Annotated in this window: 12 protein-coding genes and 1 pseudogene; 5 read left to right on the top strand and 8 right to left on the bottom strand. The window is 72.8% G+C overall.

Annotated elements, in window-relative coordinates; genetic code table 11:
• Window positions 1-211: 211 nt before the first annotated feature.
• From ACFYMU_RS23230 to ACFYMU_RS23240, 3 genes and pseudogenes are all read left to right on the top strand, one after another.
• Window positions 212-1120, top strand: a pseudogene (locus ACFYMU_RS23230) (AMP-binding protein); the annotation flags it as partial.
• Complete coding sequence (locus ACFYMU_RS23235) at window positions 1117-1854, top strand: enoyl-CoA hydratase family protein (RefSeq protein WP_388376254.1); 738 nt, start codon at window positions 1117-1119, stop codon at window positions 1852-1854. The pseudogene ACFYMU_RS23230 and the gene ACFYMU_RS23235, both read left to right, overlap by 4 nt.
• Window positions 1842-2441 (top strand): TetR/AcrR family transcriptional regulator, encoded by a 600-nt coding sequence (locus ACFYMU_RS23240; protein ID WP_388376257.1) that lies wholly within the window; start codon window positions 1842-1844, stop codon window positions 2439-2441. The genes ACFYMU_RS23235 and ACFYMU_RS23240 overlap by 13 nt, the downstream gene beginning before the upstream one ends.
• 53 nt (window positions 2442-2494) lie before the next feature.
• Here the strand turns inward: ACFYMU_RS23240 and ACFYMU_RS23245 are convergent, their stop codons facing one another.
• Both ACFYMU_RS23245 and ACFYMU_RS23250 read right to left on the bottom strand, forming a co-directional pair.
• Entirely contained in the window at window positions 2495-3325 is an 831-nt protein-coding gene (locus tag ACFYMU_RS23245) for an RNA methyltransferase (protein WP_388376260.1), read from the bottom strand.
• A 351-nt stretch (window positions 3326-3676) separates the two neighbouring features.
• Complete coding sequence (locus ACFYMU_RS23250) at window positions 3677-4777, bottom strand: citrate synthase 2 (protein WP_388376262.1); 1101 nt, start codon at window positions 4775-4777, stop codon at window positions 3677-3679.
• Between the two features lie 428 nt (window positions 4778-5205).
• Here ACFYMU_RS23250 and pdxH point away from each other — a divergent pair, with 428 nt between their 5' ends.
• Complete coding sequence (pdxH, locus tag ACFYMU_RS23255; RefSeq protein ID WP_388376662.1) at window positions 5206-5844, top strand: pyridoxamine 5'-phosphate oxidase; 639 nt, start codon at window positions 5206-5208, stop codon at window positions 5842-5844.
• Window positions 5845-6188: 344 nt separating this feature from the next.
• Here pdxH and ACFYMU_RS23260 read toward each other — a convergent pair whose 3' ends face one another.
• The gene (locus ACFYMU_RS23260; RefSeq protein ID WP_388376265.1) at window positions 6189-7049 is read right to left on the bottom strand and encodes an alpha/beta fold hydrolase; all 861 of its coding nucleotides are present in this window, start codon (window positions 7047-7049) and stop codon (window positions 6189-6191) included.
• A 605-nt stretch (window positions 7050-7654) separates the two neighbouring features.
• Entirely contained in the window at window positions 7655-8347 is a 693-nt protein-coding gene (locus ACFYMU_RS23265; RefSeq protein WP_388376267.1) for a metal-dependent transcriptional regulator, read from the bottom strand.
• A gap of 242 nt (window positions 8348-8589) precedes the next feature.
• On the opposite strand from ACFYMU_RS23265, the gene ACFYMU_RS23270 reads away from it, so the two are divergent.
• The gene (locus ACFYMU_RS23270) at window positions 8590-9378 is read left to right on the top strand and encodes an SIS domain-containing protein (protein ID WP_388376270.1); all 789 of its coding nucleotides are present in this window, start codon (window positions 8590-8592) and stop codon (window positions 9376-9378) included.
• Between the two features lie 296 nt (window positions 9379-9674).
• Here ACFYMU_RS23270 and ACFYMU_RS23275 read toward each other — a convergent pair whose 3' ends face one another.
• The 4 genes from ACFYMU_RS23275 to ACFYMU_RS23290 form a co-directional block, all read right to left on the bottom strand.
• A complete protein-coding gene (locus ACFYMU_RS23275; protein WP_388376273.1) occupies window positions 9675-11066 on the bottom strand; it encodes a PAS domain-containing protein in 1392 nt (463 codons plus the stop codon).
• Between the two features lie 148 nt (window positions 11067-11214).
• Window positions 11215-12807, bottom strand: coding sequence for a transporter (locus ACFYMU_RS23280; protein ID WP_388376275.1), 1593 nt, complete (start codon window positions 12805-12807; stop codon window positions 11215-11217).
• Entirely contained in the window at window positions 12804-13592 is a 789-nt protein-coding gene (locus ACFYMU_RS23285; protein ID WP_388376278.1) for an ABC transporter ATP-binding protein, read from the bottom strand. The genes ACFYMU_RS23280 and ACFYMU_RS23285 overlap by 4 nt, the downstream gene beginning before the upstream one ends.
• A gap of 90 nt (window positions 13593-13682) precedes the next feature.
• On the bottom strand, window positions 13683-14336 hold the full coding sequence (locus ACFYMU_RS23290) for a bifunctional DNA primase/polymerase (RefSeq protein WP_388376281.1): 654 nt from the start codon (window positions 14334-14336) through the stop codon (window positions 13683-13685).
• Between the last annotated feature and the right edge of the window lie 407 nt (window positions 14337-14743).

Raw genomic sequence — 14743 nt, forward strand, 5'->3', positions numbered from 1 at the left:
CGGCTGGCTGCACACCTACAATCACCACCGCGGACACACCGCGCTGAAAGGCCAGCCACCCGCCAGCCGCGTTCCCAACCTCACAGGGCAATACACCTAGAGCACGAATCATGCAGGCACGCTTGATTGTTTTCGCGCCTGCTGCCACCCTCTGAAAAACCGCACCTCAGTGCAGGGGAGAGGGGGCCCGATGCTCGGCTGTCCTTTAGAACCTTTGTCCCACATCTACGGGCTGACCGCCCTCATGAACGCGCCCCTCAGGCTGGGCGCCACGGTCGTCGTGCTGCCGCGCTTCGAGCTGGAGACGTTCCTCGCCGCCATAGAGAAGCACCGCATCACGCACCTGTACGTCGCCCCGCCGATCGTCCTCGCCCTGGCCAAGCACCCGGCTGTCGAGGGCTACGACCTGTCGTCCCTGAAATACATCGTCTCCGCCGCCGCCCCCTTGGACGCCGAGCTCGCGGCGGCCTGCTCGCGCCGGCTCGGCCTGCCGCCGGTCGGCCAGGCGTACGGCATGACGGAACTGTCCCCCGGCACGCACGTGGTCCCGCTGGGCGCCGAGAACCCGCCCCCGGGCACGGTCGGCAAGCTCCTGCCGGGCACCGAGATGCGGATCCTCTCCCTCGACGACCCCGACCGGGAACTCGGCGTGGGCGAGACCGGCGAGATCGCCATCCGCGGCCCCCAGGTGATGAAGGGCTACCTGGGCCGGCCGGAGGCGACCGACGCGATGATCGACCAGGACGGCTGGCTGCACACCGGGGACGTCGGACACATCGACGCGGACGGCTGGCTGTTCGTCGTCGACCGCGTCAAGGAACTCATCAAGTACAAGGGCTTCCAGGTGGCCCCCGCCGAACTGGAGGCCCTCCTGCTGACCCACCCGAAGATCGCGGACTCCGCCGTCATAGGCGTCTACGACGACGACAACAACGAGGTCCCGCACGCCTTCGTGGTGCGCCAGCCGGACGCCGGCGACCTCTCCGAAGGAGACGTCATGATGTACGTCGCCGAACGCGTCGCCCCCTACAAGCGCGTCCGGAGGGTCACCTTCATCGACGCCGTGCCGAGGGCCGTCTCCGGAAAGATCCTGCGCCGGCAACTCAGGGAGCGCTCATGACCGAACTCGTCCACACCGCGCACGAGCGGGGGATCACCACCCTCACCCTCGACTCGCCGGGCAACCGCAACGCCCTGTCGGCCGCACTCGTCGGCGGCCTGACGTACGCCCTGACCCGCTGCGCCGAGGACGGCGACGTCCGCGCCGTCGTCCTCACGCACACCGGCAACACCTTCTGCGCGGGCGCCGACCTGCGCGACGCCCCGCGCCCCGAGGGGATGGTCGACCTGCTGCGGCAGATCGTCGAACTGGGCAAGCCCGTCGTCGCCCGGGTGACGGGGCACGTACGGGCCGGGGGCCTGGGGCTGCTGGGCGCCTGCGACATCGCCGCCGCCTCCGCCGGGGCCACCTTCGCCTTCACGGAGGTGCGCATCGGTGTCGCCCCCGCCGTCATCTCCCTGCCCCTGCTGCCGCGCACCGACCCCCGCGCCCTGGCCCGCTACTACCTCACCGGCGAACGCTTCGACGCCGCCGAGGCCGTCCGCACGGGGCTGCTGACGGCGGCGGGCGACGACGTCGACGAGGTCCTGGCGCCCGTGCTCGACGGCCTGCGCCGGGCCGCGCCCCAGGGCCTGGCCGAGACGAAACGGCTGCTCACCGCTAATGTGCTGGAGACCTTCGACCGGGACGCGGCCGACCTCACCGCGCTTTCGGCCCGGCTGTTCTCCTCCCCGCAGGCCCGCGAGGGGATGACGGCCTTCCTCGAACGACGGGACCCCGCATGGGCGATGTGAGCACGGCCGAACGCGTGCCCAAGCAGGACCGCAGCCGGGCGACCCGGCAGCGGCTCCTCGAGGCCGCCGTGGCCTGCCTGGCGGAACGCGGCTGGGCGGGCTCCACGGTCTCCGTGGTCGCCGAACGCGCCGGAGTCTCCCGGGGCGCCGCCCAGCACCACTTCCCGACCCGCGAGGACCTGTTCACGGCGGCCGTCGAGTACGTGGCGGAGGAGCGCTCCACGGCGATACGGGCCCTGTTCCCGCAGGGCGCCGCCGACCGCCGCGCGGTGGTCGCGGCCCTCGTCGACCTGTACACCGGGCCGCTGTTCCGCGCGGCCCTGCACCTGTGGGTCGCCGCCTCGAACGAGGAGCAGCTGCGCCCGCGGGTGACGGAGCTGGAGGCCCGCGTCGGCCGCGAGACCCACCGCATCGCCGTCGACCTGCTCGGCGCCGACGAGTCCCGGCCGGGCGCCCGCGAAACGGTCCAGGGCCTGCTGGACATGGCCCGCGGCCTGGGCCTGGCGAACCTGCTCACCGACGACGCGGGCCGCCGGCAGCGCGTGGTCACCCAGTGGACGGCACTGCTGGAGCAGGCATTGGGCTGAGGGCGCCCCGGCGCTCACGCCGGTACTCGTCCTGCCGCGCGACGCGTGGCGGATCACACCGTGCGCCGCCTCGCCAGACGCTGACGGCGTGCCTCGTAGAGGACGACGGAGGCGGCGTTCGACGCGTTCAGGGAGCTGGCCGAGCCCGTCATCGGAATGCTGACCACATGGTCGCAGAGCTCACGCCAGGCCGTGCTGAGACCAGTGGTCTCATTGCCGACGAGCAGCAGGGCCGGCTGGGTGAGGTCGAATTCCGAGACATCGGCGTCACCGTGTTCGTCCGTGCCGACGACGGTCACCGGCCGCCCCTGACCGCGTTCCTTCTCCAGCCACTCCATGACCTCGTGGTGCGACTGGCTGCGCACCACGGGCACGGCGAAGAACGAGCCGGTCGAGGCACGTACCGACTTGGGATCGTACGGGTCCGCAGCGTGCCCGGTCACGATGAGCCCGTCCGCACCGAACGCGTCGGCCGACCGCACGATGCTTCCGATGTTGCCGGGCTGCGTCGGCCGGTCGAAGACCAGCCCGAGGAAGTCGTCGTGGACCTTGATCCGCGACAGGCTGTCCGGCGCCATCTCCACCACCGCCAGGACCTCCACGGTCCCGTCGGCCTTCTCGCTCAACTCCGCGAGCAGCCGGGGCGCCATCGCGACGCGCTCGGCACCCGTACGGCGCAGGAGGTCCTCGGCCCATCGGGAAAGCGGGCGGTCGGCATCGTAGAGCAAGGAACGGATCGTCCAGCCGTGCTCCACGGCCATCGTGATCGGCCGTACGCCCTGGACGAGGAACTCCCGGGCGCGCCCCCGCTTGGTGCGGTTGTCGAGCAGCGTCTGCAACTGCTGGAAACGGGCATTGCGGGTCGTGATCCGCTGTACTGCCACCCGTCCCCTCCAAGCCGAAGACGATCGTTGCGAACCCGGTCGGCCCCGGTGAGGCACGGCACCGGGCACCGAGCAGGCTACACGGACCTGGGACCGTGACTGTACATGTCCGTCCAGCGGCTTCGGGCAGGACGCCGTGACCTGGAGTCGGCCTGAGAACGGCGGGATCCGGACTTCACGGCGGGCTCGAGCACGTCCCCGCATCCGCGGCCCCGCACGCCGGCCCCGGACCTCCGGCGCGGCTCCCGGCGCGGCGGTCCGCACCGCCGCGCGCCGGCGCACCCCGCGCGGACGCGGCACTCCGTGCCCGCGCGGACGCGGCACTCCGTGCCCGCGCGGACGCGAGGCGGCTCAGTGGCCGATGTCCCCGTACCCCTCGACCTCCTGCGGGCTGCGGGAGCCGGGGCCCACATAGCGGGCGGAGGGGCGCACCAGACGTCCCGTGCGCTTCTGCTCCAGGATGTGCGCGGACCAGCCGGCCGTACGGGCGCAGGTGAACATCGACGTGAACATGTGCGCCGGGACCTCGGCGAAGTCGAGCACGATGGCCGCCCAGAACTCCACGTTCGTGGCGAGGACGCGGTCCGGGCGGCGGTTGTGCAGCTCCTCCAGCGCCGCGTTCTCCAGCGCCTCGGCGATCTCGAAGCGGGGCGCGCCCAGCTCGCGGGCGGTGCGGCGCAGCACGCGCGCCCGCGGGTCCTCGGCGCGGTACACCCGGTGGCCGAAGCCCATCAGCCGCTCGCCCTTGTCGAGGGCCTGCTTCACGTACGCCCGGGCGTCGCCGGTGCGCTCGATCTCCTCGATCATGCCGAGGACGCGGGAGGGGGCACCGCCGTGCAGCGGCCCGGACATGGCGCCCACCGCGCCGGACAGCGCGGCGGCGACGTCGGCGCCCGTGGAGGCGATGACCCGGGCGGTGAACGTGGACGCGTTCATGCCGTGCTCGGCGGCCGACGTCCAGTAGGCGTCGACGGCCGCGACGTGCTTCGGGTCCGGCTCGCCCCGCCAGCGGATCATGAACCGCTCCACGACGGAGTGCGCCTTGTCGATCTCGCGCTGCGGCACCATCGCCAGCCCCTGGCCACGGGCCGACTGGGCGACGTACGACAGCGCCATGACGGCGGCGCGGGCCAGGTCGTCGCGGGCCTGCTCCACGTCGATGTCGAGCAGCGGTTTCAGGCCCCACACCGGGGCGAGCATGGCCAGCGCCGACTGCACGTCGACACGGATGTCGCCGGAGTGCACCGGGATGGGGAACGGCTCGGCGGGCGGCAGTCCGGGATTGAAGGCGCCGTCGACGAGCAGTCCCCAGACGTTGCCGAACGACACATGGCCGACCAGATCCTCGATGTCGACGCCCCGATACCTCAGGGCCCCGCCTTCCTTGTCCGGTTCGGCGATCTCCGTCTCGAACGCGACGACTCCTTCGAGCCCGGGTACGAAGTCGGACATCAGGCGGCTCCTCATGATGTGTGCGGCGGATGTGTGGTCGATGGGTCCCCCGCCCGCCCCGGCCGTGGGCCGGCGGGTGGCGGACGTCAGCTGCCGGGAGCGGTTCGCCGCCTCGGTTCCACGGTCGTCCTCGAAGACTCGCGGTCCGAAACGGTCACTCCGGTGATGCCCCGATCGGTCGGCGGTCATCCAACCGGAGTGGCATCAGCACGATATCCCTGAGTGCCACCTTTGGGGAGAGGATGCGGCACTCAGTGCCATTCCCGTGATGAACCACACCCTCACCGGCGGCCCGGGCCTCATACGGCAAGATGATCGACGTGACCGACCTCTTCCCGGACGAACCCGCAGAAGAACCCCTCCTCGAACCCATTATCGAACACGCGGCCGAGGGTCCCGCCGAGGACCTGGGCCCCGACCCCGCCGCGATGCGGGCCCACTACCGTGCCGAGGGCCTGGACGAGTCGTCGCTCGCGGCCCGTCCCATGGACCAGTTCGCCCGCTGGTTCAGGCAGGCCGCGCAGGCCGCCGTGCAGGGCATGGTCTACGAGCCGAACGCGATGATCGTCTCCACTGCGGACGCCGACGGACGCCCCAGCTCCCGCACGGTCCTGCTGAAGGGGTACGACGAACAGGGCTTCGTCTTCTACACCAACTACGACTCCCTCAAGGGGCGGGACCTGGCGGCCAATCCGCAGGTCGCCCTGCTCTTCCCCTGGCACCCGATGGCACGCCAGGTGATCGTCACGGGCACCGCGAGCCGCACCGGCCGCGACGAGACGGCCGCCTACTTCCGCACCCGGCCGCACGGCTCCCAGCTCGGTGCCTGGGCCAGCACCCAGTCCTCGGTCATCGGCTCCCGTGCCGAGCTGGACGCCGCCTACGCGGAGCTGAGCGCCCGCTATCCCGAGGGCACCCAGGTCCCGGTGCCGCCGAACTGGGGCGGCTACCGCGTCGCGCCGCGGACGGTGGAGTTCTGGCAGGGCCGCGGGAACCGCCTCCACGACCGCCTCCGCTACACCGCCGAGCCGGACGGGACGTGGCGGGTGGAGCGGCTCAGCCCCTGAGAGCCTGTGCACGGAGGCGCGGTGGGGAGGGCCCGGGAACGCAGACGACCCGCGAGCTCGGGTCCTCCGCCTGACGGCGGGGGAGCCGGCCGGACATACCGGCGAGCTCGCGGGTCGGGTGACTGCGTCGGATTTGGCCGGCTGCGCATGCTGCGCACGCGCTGGTCCGGCACCGCACTGGATGTGGTGGCGGGCCGCTAGCCCGCAGCCACCTCACACGTCCGGTTCTCATACATCTGCCGAACCACCTCCTTTCCGTGTGGTCCACACCCTAGGAACCGACGGGCCCCGGATCAACCGCTTTTCCGAGGAGACGGCCGCGACGGCTGCGGGTGCCCGGGCGGTCACGGTGTGAACACGTCGTCCAGGAACGGCTCGATCGCCGCACGCCACGCCTCCGGCTGGTCGTAGTGGACGAGGTGGCCGGCGTCGGCCACCTCCGCGTACCGGCCGCGCGGCAGGACCCGCACCATCTCCTGGGCCTCCGCCCGGCCCAGTTCGCCGTCCAGGCCGCGGACGACGAGGGCCGGGCACCGTACCTGGGCCAGTTCCTCCCAGTGCGCGTCGTAGACCCAGGTCTGGCGGGACCTGAGCATCTGCTCCGGTTCGAAGACGGGCCGCCAGCCGTCCGCGGACTCGGCCATCACCTCGGCGAAGAACTCGCCACGGGCCGGGTTCGGGCGTTCCACCCACGGGTCGTCCTCGCCGAACCACTTGCGGACGTCGGCGAGGGTGGCGAAGGGGAGGGGCCAGGACTTGAACCAGTTCTCCCATTCGCGCTGGGTGGCGGCGCCGAGCGCGGAGGCCCGCATGTCGCAGATGATCAGCGCGCGGACCAGATCGGGGCGCTTGGCGGCGAGCTGCCAGGCGGTCAGGGCGCCCATGGCGTGGCCCACGAGGACGGCCGGGGCGAGGTCGAGCTGTTCGAGGGCGGCCTCCGCGTCGTCGACGTACGCCTCTCGGGTGTAGACGCCGTCCGGCGGTGTGCCGCTCTGGCCGTGGCCGCGCTGGTCGAGCGCGACCGCGCGGTACCGCTCGGAGAGCCAGCGGGCGGTGGCCGCCCAGTGCGAGGCACGGCCCATGAGGCCGTGCAGTAACAGCACGCCCGGAGCCCGCTCCTGCTCCCTGGTCTTGGGCGGATCGGCGAACTCCCATGCGGCGAGGCGTAGGCCCTCCGCTCCGGTCACATCGGTGCGCCGCACCATGGTCTGGCACCCCCTGCTCCGCCCGGACCGCTCACTCCCCTTCGAGCGACGGGTCCACGCGCTCGTCGTACTGCCGCTGTCGTGCTGCTGCTCCTGCGGGTGTTGCTCCTGCGGGTGTTGCCGCTCACCGCTGCCGCGGAGTGTCGCCGCGGAGTGTCGTCGTCGTGCGGTGATGCCACGTTATCGAATGGCTATTCGAAAATGCCTTTTCCGGCGGCAACACCCCACCTTTGGGTGACCCTTCTCGATGATTGGCCGCCGCCTCCGCGGGGAGATCTTCAGCGGAGGCGGACCGCTCGGGGAAAAACGGTCCGAGGGGGATGACCCTGAGAGCTCGGGGCTCCGGGTCAGAACAGGGGAGGACAGGCCCCGGCGCTCTCGGGCGCCGGGGCCTTCCCCGCGTGTACGGCACATCCTCCCGCCCCTTCCTGGCCGTGTGACATCGCTGTCGGTGTCGGCCAAGAGCCCCTCAGGTCATATGCCTCATGCGACAGCCTCGCATGCGAACGGCCCGCGCGCTGCGGTTCCGCGCACTGAATCTTGGTTTCAGTACGATCGCGGGATTATCACAACTACCCCTGGAGTCAGAGAGGTTGGCCGCCCGGTCAGCGCTTGGCCACGAAGACGTGGGACGCGATGTCGGACTCCAGCTCGGCCGCCTCGCCGCCGCTGCCGACCAGGACGCCGCCCGCGGACTCCGTCACGCTGACCACCGAGCCGGGCTGCACGCCCGCCCGCCGCAGCGTGTACATGAGCTGCGCGTCCGTCTGGATGGGCTCACCGATGCGGCGCACGACGACCGTCTTGCCGTCCGTGCCGGGGTCCAGCTCGGCCAGCGAGACCATGCCCTCGTCCAGGAACGGGTCCGCGCCGTCCCGCTCGCCCAGCTCCTCCAGGCCCGGGATCGGGTTTCCGTACGGCGACTCGGTGGGGTGGCGCAGCAGCTCCAGGACGCGGCGCTCGACCGCCTCGCTCATCACGTGCTCCCAGCGGCACGCCTCGGCGTGCACCTGCTCCCACTCCAGCCCGATCACATCGACGAGCAGGCACTCGGCGAGACGGTGCTTGCGCATCACGCGGGTGGCGAGGCGGCGGCCCTCGTCCGTGAGCTCCAGATGGCGGTCGGCGGCGACCGACACCAGGCCGTCCCGCTCCATCCGCGCCACCGTCTGGCTGACCGTGGGGCCGCTCTGGTCGAGCCGCTCGGCGATGCGGGCGCGCATCGGGACCACGCCTTCCTCCTCCAGCTCGAGGATGGTGCGGAGATACATCTCCGTGGTGTCGATCAGTCCGGACATACGTGCCCCTCGATGAGATCGCCGGAGGCTCGACGGCCGACCGGCATGCGCTGGCCCTGGACTCAATTCTGACGCATCCCACTGACAACCGTGGCGCGCCGCTGAAACCGGCAGAGCGCGGGCGGCGCGGGTCCCACCCTTGTTCAGGCCGTGTTGACAGCGCACTGGTCCAGACCGCAACGTGATCCGCGGCACGGACCGTCCGCCGGGAACGGGACACCAGGACTTCGAAGGGGAGCCGTATGAGCGAGGAGCCGAGGGACGGGGAGCGGCGGGGCGGGAGCGATCCGGCCGGGCGGTTCCTCGACGCGGCGATCGGTCTGCTGCAGCGGGTGCGGGACGAGGACGCGGAGCCGATCGCGGCGGCCGGCACCCTGATCGCGGACACCGTCGCCGCCGGCGGCCGGCTGTTCGCCTTCGGCGCCGGGCACTCCTCGCTGGCCGCCCAGGACATCGTCTACCGGGCCGGCGGCCTCGCCCTGATGAATCTGCTCGCGGTCCCGGGCGTGGTCGGCGTCGACGTGATGCCGGCGACGCTGGGGTCCGCGCTGGAGCGGGTCGACGGCCTGGCGAGCGCGGTCCTCGGCACCAGCCCCCTGCGGGCCGGCGACCTCCTGGTGATCATCTCGCTGTCCGGCCGCAACGCGCTGCCCGTGGAGATGGCGACGAGCGCCCGCGCGCTGGGCGTCAAGGTCATCGGGGTGACCTCGGTCGCGTACGCCACCGGGACGACGTCCCGGCACGCCTCGGGCACGTACCTCAAGGACCACTGCGACGTCGTCCTCGACTCGAGGATCGCGGTGGGCGACGCGGAACTCACCCTCGACACGATCGAGGCACCCTTCGCGCCCGCCTCCACGGTCGTCACCACGGCCCTGCTCCAGGCGGTCATGGCCACGGCCGCGGGCGTCCTCGCGGACCGCGGCATCGAGCCGCCCCTGCTGCGCTCGGGGAACGTGGACGGCGGCCACGAATGGAACGCCCGGGTGATGCGCGAGTACGGCGACCGGATCTTCTACCGGCAGGCGTAGCCCAAGCCGTCACCGCACCGGGACCGGGCCCCACCGGCGGCGCGTCGGACCGCGTGCCGGGGGCTCGTCGGACCGCTCACCGGGGTGCCCGCCGCCGGCGCGTCGGACCGCTCGCCGGGGTGCCCGCCGCCGGCGCGTCGGACCGCTCGCCGGGGTGCCCGCCGCCGGCGCGTCGGACCGCGTGCCGGGGCCCCGTCCGGCCGCTCGCCGAGGTGCCCGCCGGGTGCCCGTAGGGCCGCTCGCCGTGGGATGCCCGGGGTGCCGTCCCGCTTGCCGCGGGGGCCTCGCGCCGCTCCCTACGCCTGCCGTGGCCCCTCCTGCGCGTCGGCCAGGTCCAGGGCCGCGGCGATGCGGACCGCCACGTCCTCCGCGTGGACCGCGTCGGCGCGTTCGAACCGGCTGCGCCCGGCTCCCCGCAGGAAGGTCACCACGCCCAGCGTGCGCCCGCGGCTGCGCAGCACCGTGCACAGGGCGTGCACCGTGTCTCCGGGCCACTGCCGGGCGAGCGCCCAGGCGCGGGCCGCTTCCGGGCCGCCGTCGCCCGCGTCGGCCCGTACCGACCCGGCGCGCGCCACGCACTGCAGGGCGGGATGCCCGTCGCCGTAGGGCACGGGCAGCCCCGCCTTGTCGGCGTGCACGCTCGGCCCGGGCGCGCCGGACGGCGTCCCGGCCGCCCGCACCAGCCGTACCGGCCCGTCCCCGTCCGCCACCGCACCGCCCGCCACCCGGTCGATCAGGGCGTGATCGGCGAACCCGGCGAGCGCGAAGTCCAGATGGACCGTGGCCGCCTCCCCCGGATCCTCGCACTCGGCAGCCGCCCGCCCGGCCCGGTGCAGCTGGTTGGAGCGGAACCGCAGCAGCGCCGCCTCCTGCTCGCTCTGCCTGGCCTCGGTGATGTCCAGGAACAGCCATCCGACGCCCAGCGGCACCGGCTCCTCGGCGAGCGGCGAGGCGAGCCGCAGGAAACCGCTGCGCCAGCAGCGCCGTCGCTCGCCGTCGGCGGTGCGCACGCTCACCCACATCTCGGCGGGAGCCGGCGGGGCGCCCTCGGCGAGCACATGGGTCAGCGCGCTCTCCAACTCCTCGACGCCCTGGACCAGCAGATCGCCGAGGGGCCGTCCGAGCACGGCGGTGCGTCCGATGCCGAGCGCCCGGGCCGCGTACGCGTTGACGACGGCGGGCCGCAGATCCGCGTCGACGAGGACGACGCCCCAGCTCGCGTCCTCGAACAGGGCCTCGCTCAGGGCGATGGACCGCTCCAGGTCGATCTGCGCGTGGACCTCGCTGAAGGCGCAGTACACCCCGGCCGGCTTTCCGTCGGGTCCCCGCACCGCGGCGGACTGGGTCCGTACGAGCACCCGCCCGCCGTCCTTGGTGAGCAGCGCGAACTCGTGCACCTGGCGTCCGGGTGCCGTCATCGCGGACATCAGCCGCGCCTCGACCTCGGCGGCGTCGGCGGTGCGCACGGCCCAGCCGGCGAACCCGCGCCGCCCCACGGCCTCGGCCGCGGTCCATCCCAGGATCCGCTCGGCCTCGCGGTTCCAGTGGGTGACGATCCCGTCGGCGTCGAAGGCGCACAGGGCCGCGTCCATCCCGTCGAGGAGCGCGGCGAGGAGATCGGCACCGTCCCGCTCGGGCTCCTCCGGCCCGAGCTCGTCCGTTGTCCCACTACGCCGGGAAGCACTCACCTGAAACCCCCTGCAGGCTGCTGCGTCCGCACGTACTGCGCGTTCGTCCGCTCGCTCGCCCTCATTCAACTCGAACGTGACACAGCCCACATCTGCTTCCTCGAAGATGGGGGCGAAATCGTTGTGCCTGCCCGCCGTGGCGGTCCGCTCATCCCTTGCTGACCGCCGCCAGGATCTCCGGCAGGCGCTGCGCGGTCCGCGGTGCCGCGAGGCGCAGACCGAGCAGGGTGATCACCGCCCCGTACCCGGCGCCCGCGGGCAGCAGCAGCCAGGTCCAGTCGTCGCCGCCCGCGGTGACGTTGAGCCAGATCGTCGCCGCGATCACGGGCGAGGTCAGCAGGGCCGCCGCGACCATGCCGCCGACGATGGAGATCCAGGCGAGCCCGGCCTGGCCGGGGACCACGTTCTTGTAGCCCTCCTGCGGGACGGAGTACGGGAAGCGGGCCGAGGACCAGGCGCCGGTGGCGAGCATCGCGCCGAGCAGGGCGAAGGAGAGCCCGAGCGCCTCGGGCAGCCTCGGCCAGGCGTCGAGCAGCGCGGTCGTCGCCACGGTGACGAGGGTGGCGTACGGCAGCGTGATCAGCAGCAGGGCCAGGGCGCGGCCGCTCAGTTCGGCGCGGGCGTCCCGGGCGGCGGAGATCGTCGTGGCGACCATCCAGAACGCGGAGGTGTCCTGCCCGAACTGGTTGTACATCTGGACGCCGAGCATGCCCGCCGCGAAGCAGGCGAGGTAGATCGAGCCGGAGCCCTGCAACGCGTTGAAGACGGGCACGATCAGCCCGATCGCGAGCGAGGTCACCCACGCCGCCTTGGTCTTGGGGTCGCGCCACACATAGCGCAGGCTGCGCTCCGCCACGGTGCCGGTGCGGCCCGGGGGCAGCAGCCGGGACAGGCCCGTCGTGGTGCGCTCCTTCGGGCCCGGTTCGGCGGCCTGGAGGGTGGACTCGTCCGGCGAGGTCATCAGCCGTGTCAGGCTGCGCGACCACAGGGCCAGCAGACCCGCCGCCGCTCCGGCGCCGAGCGCCAGCTGGGCGGCCGCGACGCCGTACGAGCCCCTGCTCACGGAGTCGACCGCGCCGATCGCGGAGGCGGGCGGCAGCCAGCGCAGCACGTCCGCCACCGGGTCCAGCCGCGAAAGACCCGTCGTACCCAGTTGCCGGGCACCGAAGTTGACGAGCTGCGCGCCGATCGCGACGACGAGCCCGCTCAGGACGGCCAGGTCGCGGCCCTTGCGGCTGGTCAGCAGCCGGCTGTTGGCGGCGGCCACGGCCCGCGCGAGCGCCAGGCAGACCAGCAGCGCGAGGGCGACGGCGACGACGGAGGTGGCGTAGGCGGCCGCCCCGTGCGCCACGGAGATCGCCGCGCCGACGAGCAGGCAGAGCGTGAACAGGGGCCCGATGCCGATCAGCGACCCCACCAGCAGGGCGCGCACGAGGGGCCGGGGGCGCAGCGGCAGCATCACCAGACGGCTCGCGTCGAGCGTCTCGTCGCCGCTGGGGAAGAACAGCGGCATCACCGCCCAGCCGAGGGCGAGGACCACCACCAGCAGCACCGCGATCGTGGCGGCGTGCACGGCGCCGCGCAGGACGATCAGGCCGATCAGCTGCAGGGCCGCGACCAGCAGTACCACGACGAGGGACGTGACGTACGCGGCCCGCCGCCCCGCGGACTGCCGCAGCCCGTTGCGCAGCAGGGACAGCTTGAGCCGTACGACGGTGGCGGTGATCCCCGGCGTGTTCATCGGGCGCCGCCGAGCCAGTCGAGGTCGGCGCCCGCGGCGCGGCCGTGCGCGCCGACCAGTTCCAGGAACGCCTCCTGCAGGGTGGGCGCGCTGCCGCGCACGTCGGCGAGCGGGCCGTGGGCGCGGATGCGGCCCGCCGCCATGACGGCGACCCAGTCGCACAGCGACTCCACGAGTTCCATGACGTGGGAGGAGAAGACGACGGTGGCGCCGGAGGAGGTGTAGCGCTCCAGGACGCCGCGGATGGTCTGTGCGGAGACCGGGTCGACACCCTCGAACGGCTCGTCGAGGAAGAGGACGTCCGGGTTGTGGAGGAGCGCGGCGGCCAGCCCGATCTTCTTGCGCATGCCGGTCGAGTAGTCGACGACGAGCTTGTGCTGGGCCCCGGCCAGGTCGAGGACGTCGAGGAGCTGGGCGGCCCGCTTGTCGACCTCGGCGCCGGGCAGCCCCCGCAGCCGGCCGGTGTACCCGAGGAGTTCGCGTCCGGACAGGCGCTCGAAGAGCCGGAGCCCCTCGGGCAGGACGCCGATGCGGGCCTTCACCGCGACGGGGTCCCGCCACACGTCGTGGCCGACGACCTCGACGGTGCCCGCATCGGGCCTGAGCAGCCCGGTGACCATCGAGAGCGTGGTGGTCTTGCCGGCCCCGTTGGGTCCGACGAGCCCGATGAACCGGCCCGCGGGCAGCTCCAGGTCGATCCCGGCGACGGCGACCTGCTCCCCGAACCGCTTCCAGAGCCCCTGCACGCGTACGGCGGCCACACCCGCCCCAGCTCCCTCGGTCATGCGAGCACCCTACGGGCAGGAGCAGCCCGCACGGAGTCCCACCCCACCGGCGCACCCCGGCGCACGGAGGGACCGCCGGGAGCCAGGGTCCTACCGGTCCCGCCCGCAGGCGTAGGCCAGGGGGGAGATCAGCTCCTCCGCGTCCGGCAGCCACCGGTTGGCGGCCGTGGGCCGGCAGACCCACTGCACCGCGCCCCGGGAGCCGTACCGCGTGGGCGGGGCGGCGATGTACGCCCCCTCGCCGAAGGTGACCAGATCGAGCGTGGAGAGGGACCAGCCCAGCCTGCGCACCAGGTCGGGAACCTTCGCACAGGCGCCGGGCAGCACGAAGAACTGCAGACGCCGGTCCGGCGTCAGCGTCACCGGTCCGGGCGCCAGTTCCATGCGCTCCATGCGGGCGAGCGCGAGGAGGCCGGCGGTCTCCGTCACGTCGATCACGTCGAAGGTGCGCCCCGCGGGCAGCAGGATCGACGCGGTCGGCCGCTCCGACCACAGGTGGCGCACGACGGTCGCGCTGCCGGTCGCCTGCGTCGCCCAGTCGTCGCCCTCCGGGTGCGCGCCGGGCACGGGGCACTCGGAGCGTCCGCAGGAGCAGTGCTGCTCCCCGTCGGAGGACTCCAGCCAGGTCCCGGGGAACACGTCCCAGTGGCGTTCCTCGACGTAACGTACGGCGGCTTCCAGCAGCGAATCGCCGCGCTGCTTCGGGATGTGGGCAGCTTCAGGGCCCGCGATGGTCTCTTCCACGATGAATTCAACTCTAGCCGTCACCGCGGGTTACGGCTCCCCGACGGGGCGCCATCTCCGGGGCGGGGAATGCTTTTTGGGCATGTCCTTTTTATCCCACATGCGCGGGGGAGGAGCACCGCCCCCGCGGGCAGGGCGCATGGATGCACGGGTGGGGGCGCGCACGAGGATCGGCGACGGCGGCTGGGTAACCACGTGTGGGGTACGGGATCGCCCCTTACCCCGGCAATCCTCGCATGTCCCGCATCAGCGGCATGTCCGCTGGGCATTGATCTTCAAGGCCGGATCTTTTCGGTGCACGGGACGGTGTCCCGAGGGGCCGGCCGCTCGAAGACACGTCAACTCGGTGCGCGAGCAGGCACCGCAGCCACAGGCGAGTGAGCCGAAGGGGCGCCCCGGAGGCGAGC

The organism is Streptomyces sp. NPDC007264 (assembly GCF_042869095.1).
GTDB lineage: Bacteria > Actinomycetota > Actinomycetes > Streptomycetales > Streptomycetaceae > Streptomyces.

Excerpts from the sequence above, each read along its gene's own strand:
- ACFYMU_RS23265 (WP_388376267.1), bottom strand. The coding sequence starts at position 8,347 with ATGTCCGGACTGATCGACACCACGGAGATGTATCTCCGCACCATCCTC.
- ACFYMU_RS23250 (WP_388376262.1), bottom strand. The coding sequence starts at position 4,777 with ATGTCCGACTTCGTACCCGGGCTCGAAGGAGTCGTCGCGTTCGAGACG.
- ACFYMU_RS23285 (WP_388376278.1), bottom strand. The coding sequence starts at position 13,592 with ATGACCGAGGGAGCTGGGGCGGGTGTGGCCGCCGTACGCGTGCAGGGG.
- ACFYMU_RS23240 (WP_388376257.1), top strand. The coding sequence starts at position 1,842 with ATGGGCGATGTGAGCACGGCCGAACGCGTGCCCAAGCAGGACCGCAGC.
- ACFYMU_RS23280 (WP_388376275.1), bottom strand. The coding sequence starts at position 12,807 with ATGAACACGCCGGGGATCACCGCCACCGTCGTACGGCTCAAGCTGTCC.
- ACFYMU_RS23260 (WP_388376265.1), bottom strand. The coding sequence starts at position 7,049 with ATGGTGCGGCGCACCGATGTGACCGGAGCGGAGGGCCTACGCCTCGCC.
- pdxH (WP_388376662.1), top strand. The coding sequence starts at position 5,206 with ATGCGGGCCCACTACCGTGCCGAGGGCCTGGACGAGTCGTCGCTCGCG.
- ACFYMU_RS23235 (WP_388376254.1), top strand. The coding sequence starts at position 1,117 with ATGACCGAACTCGTCCACACCGCGCACGAGCGGGGGATCACCACCCTC.
- ACFYMU_RS23270 (WP_388376270.1), top strand. The coding sequence starts at position 8,590 with ATGAGCGAGGAGCCGAGGGACGGGGAGCGGCGGGGCGGGAGCGATCCG.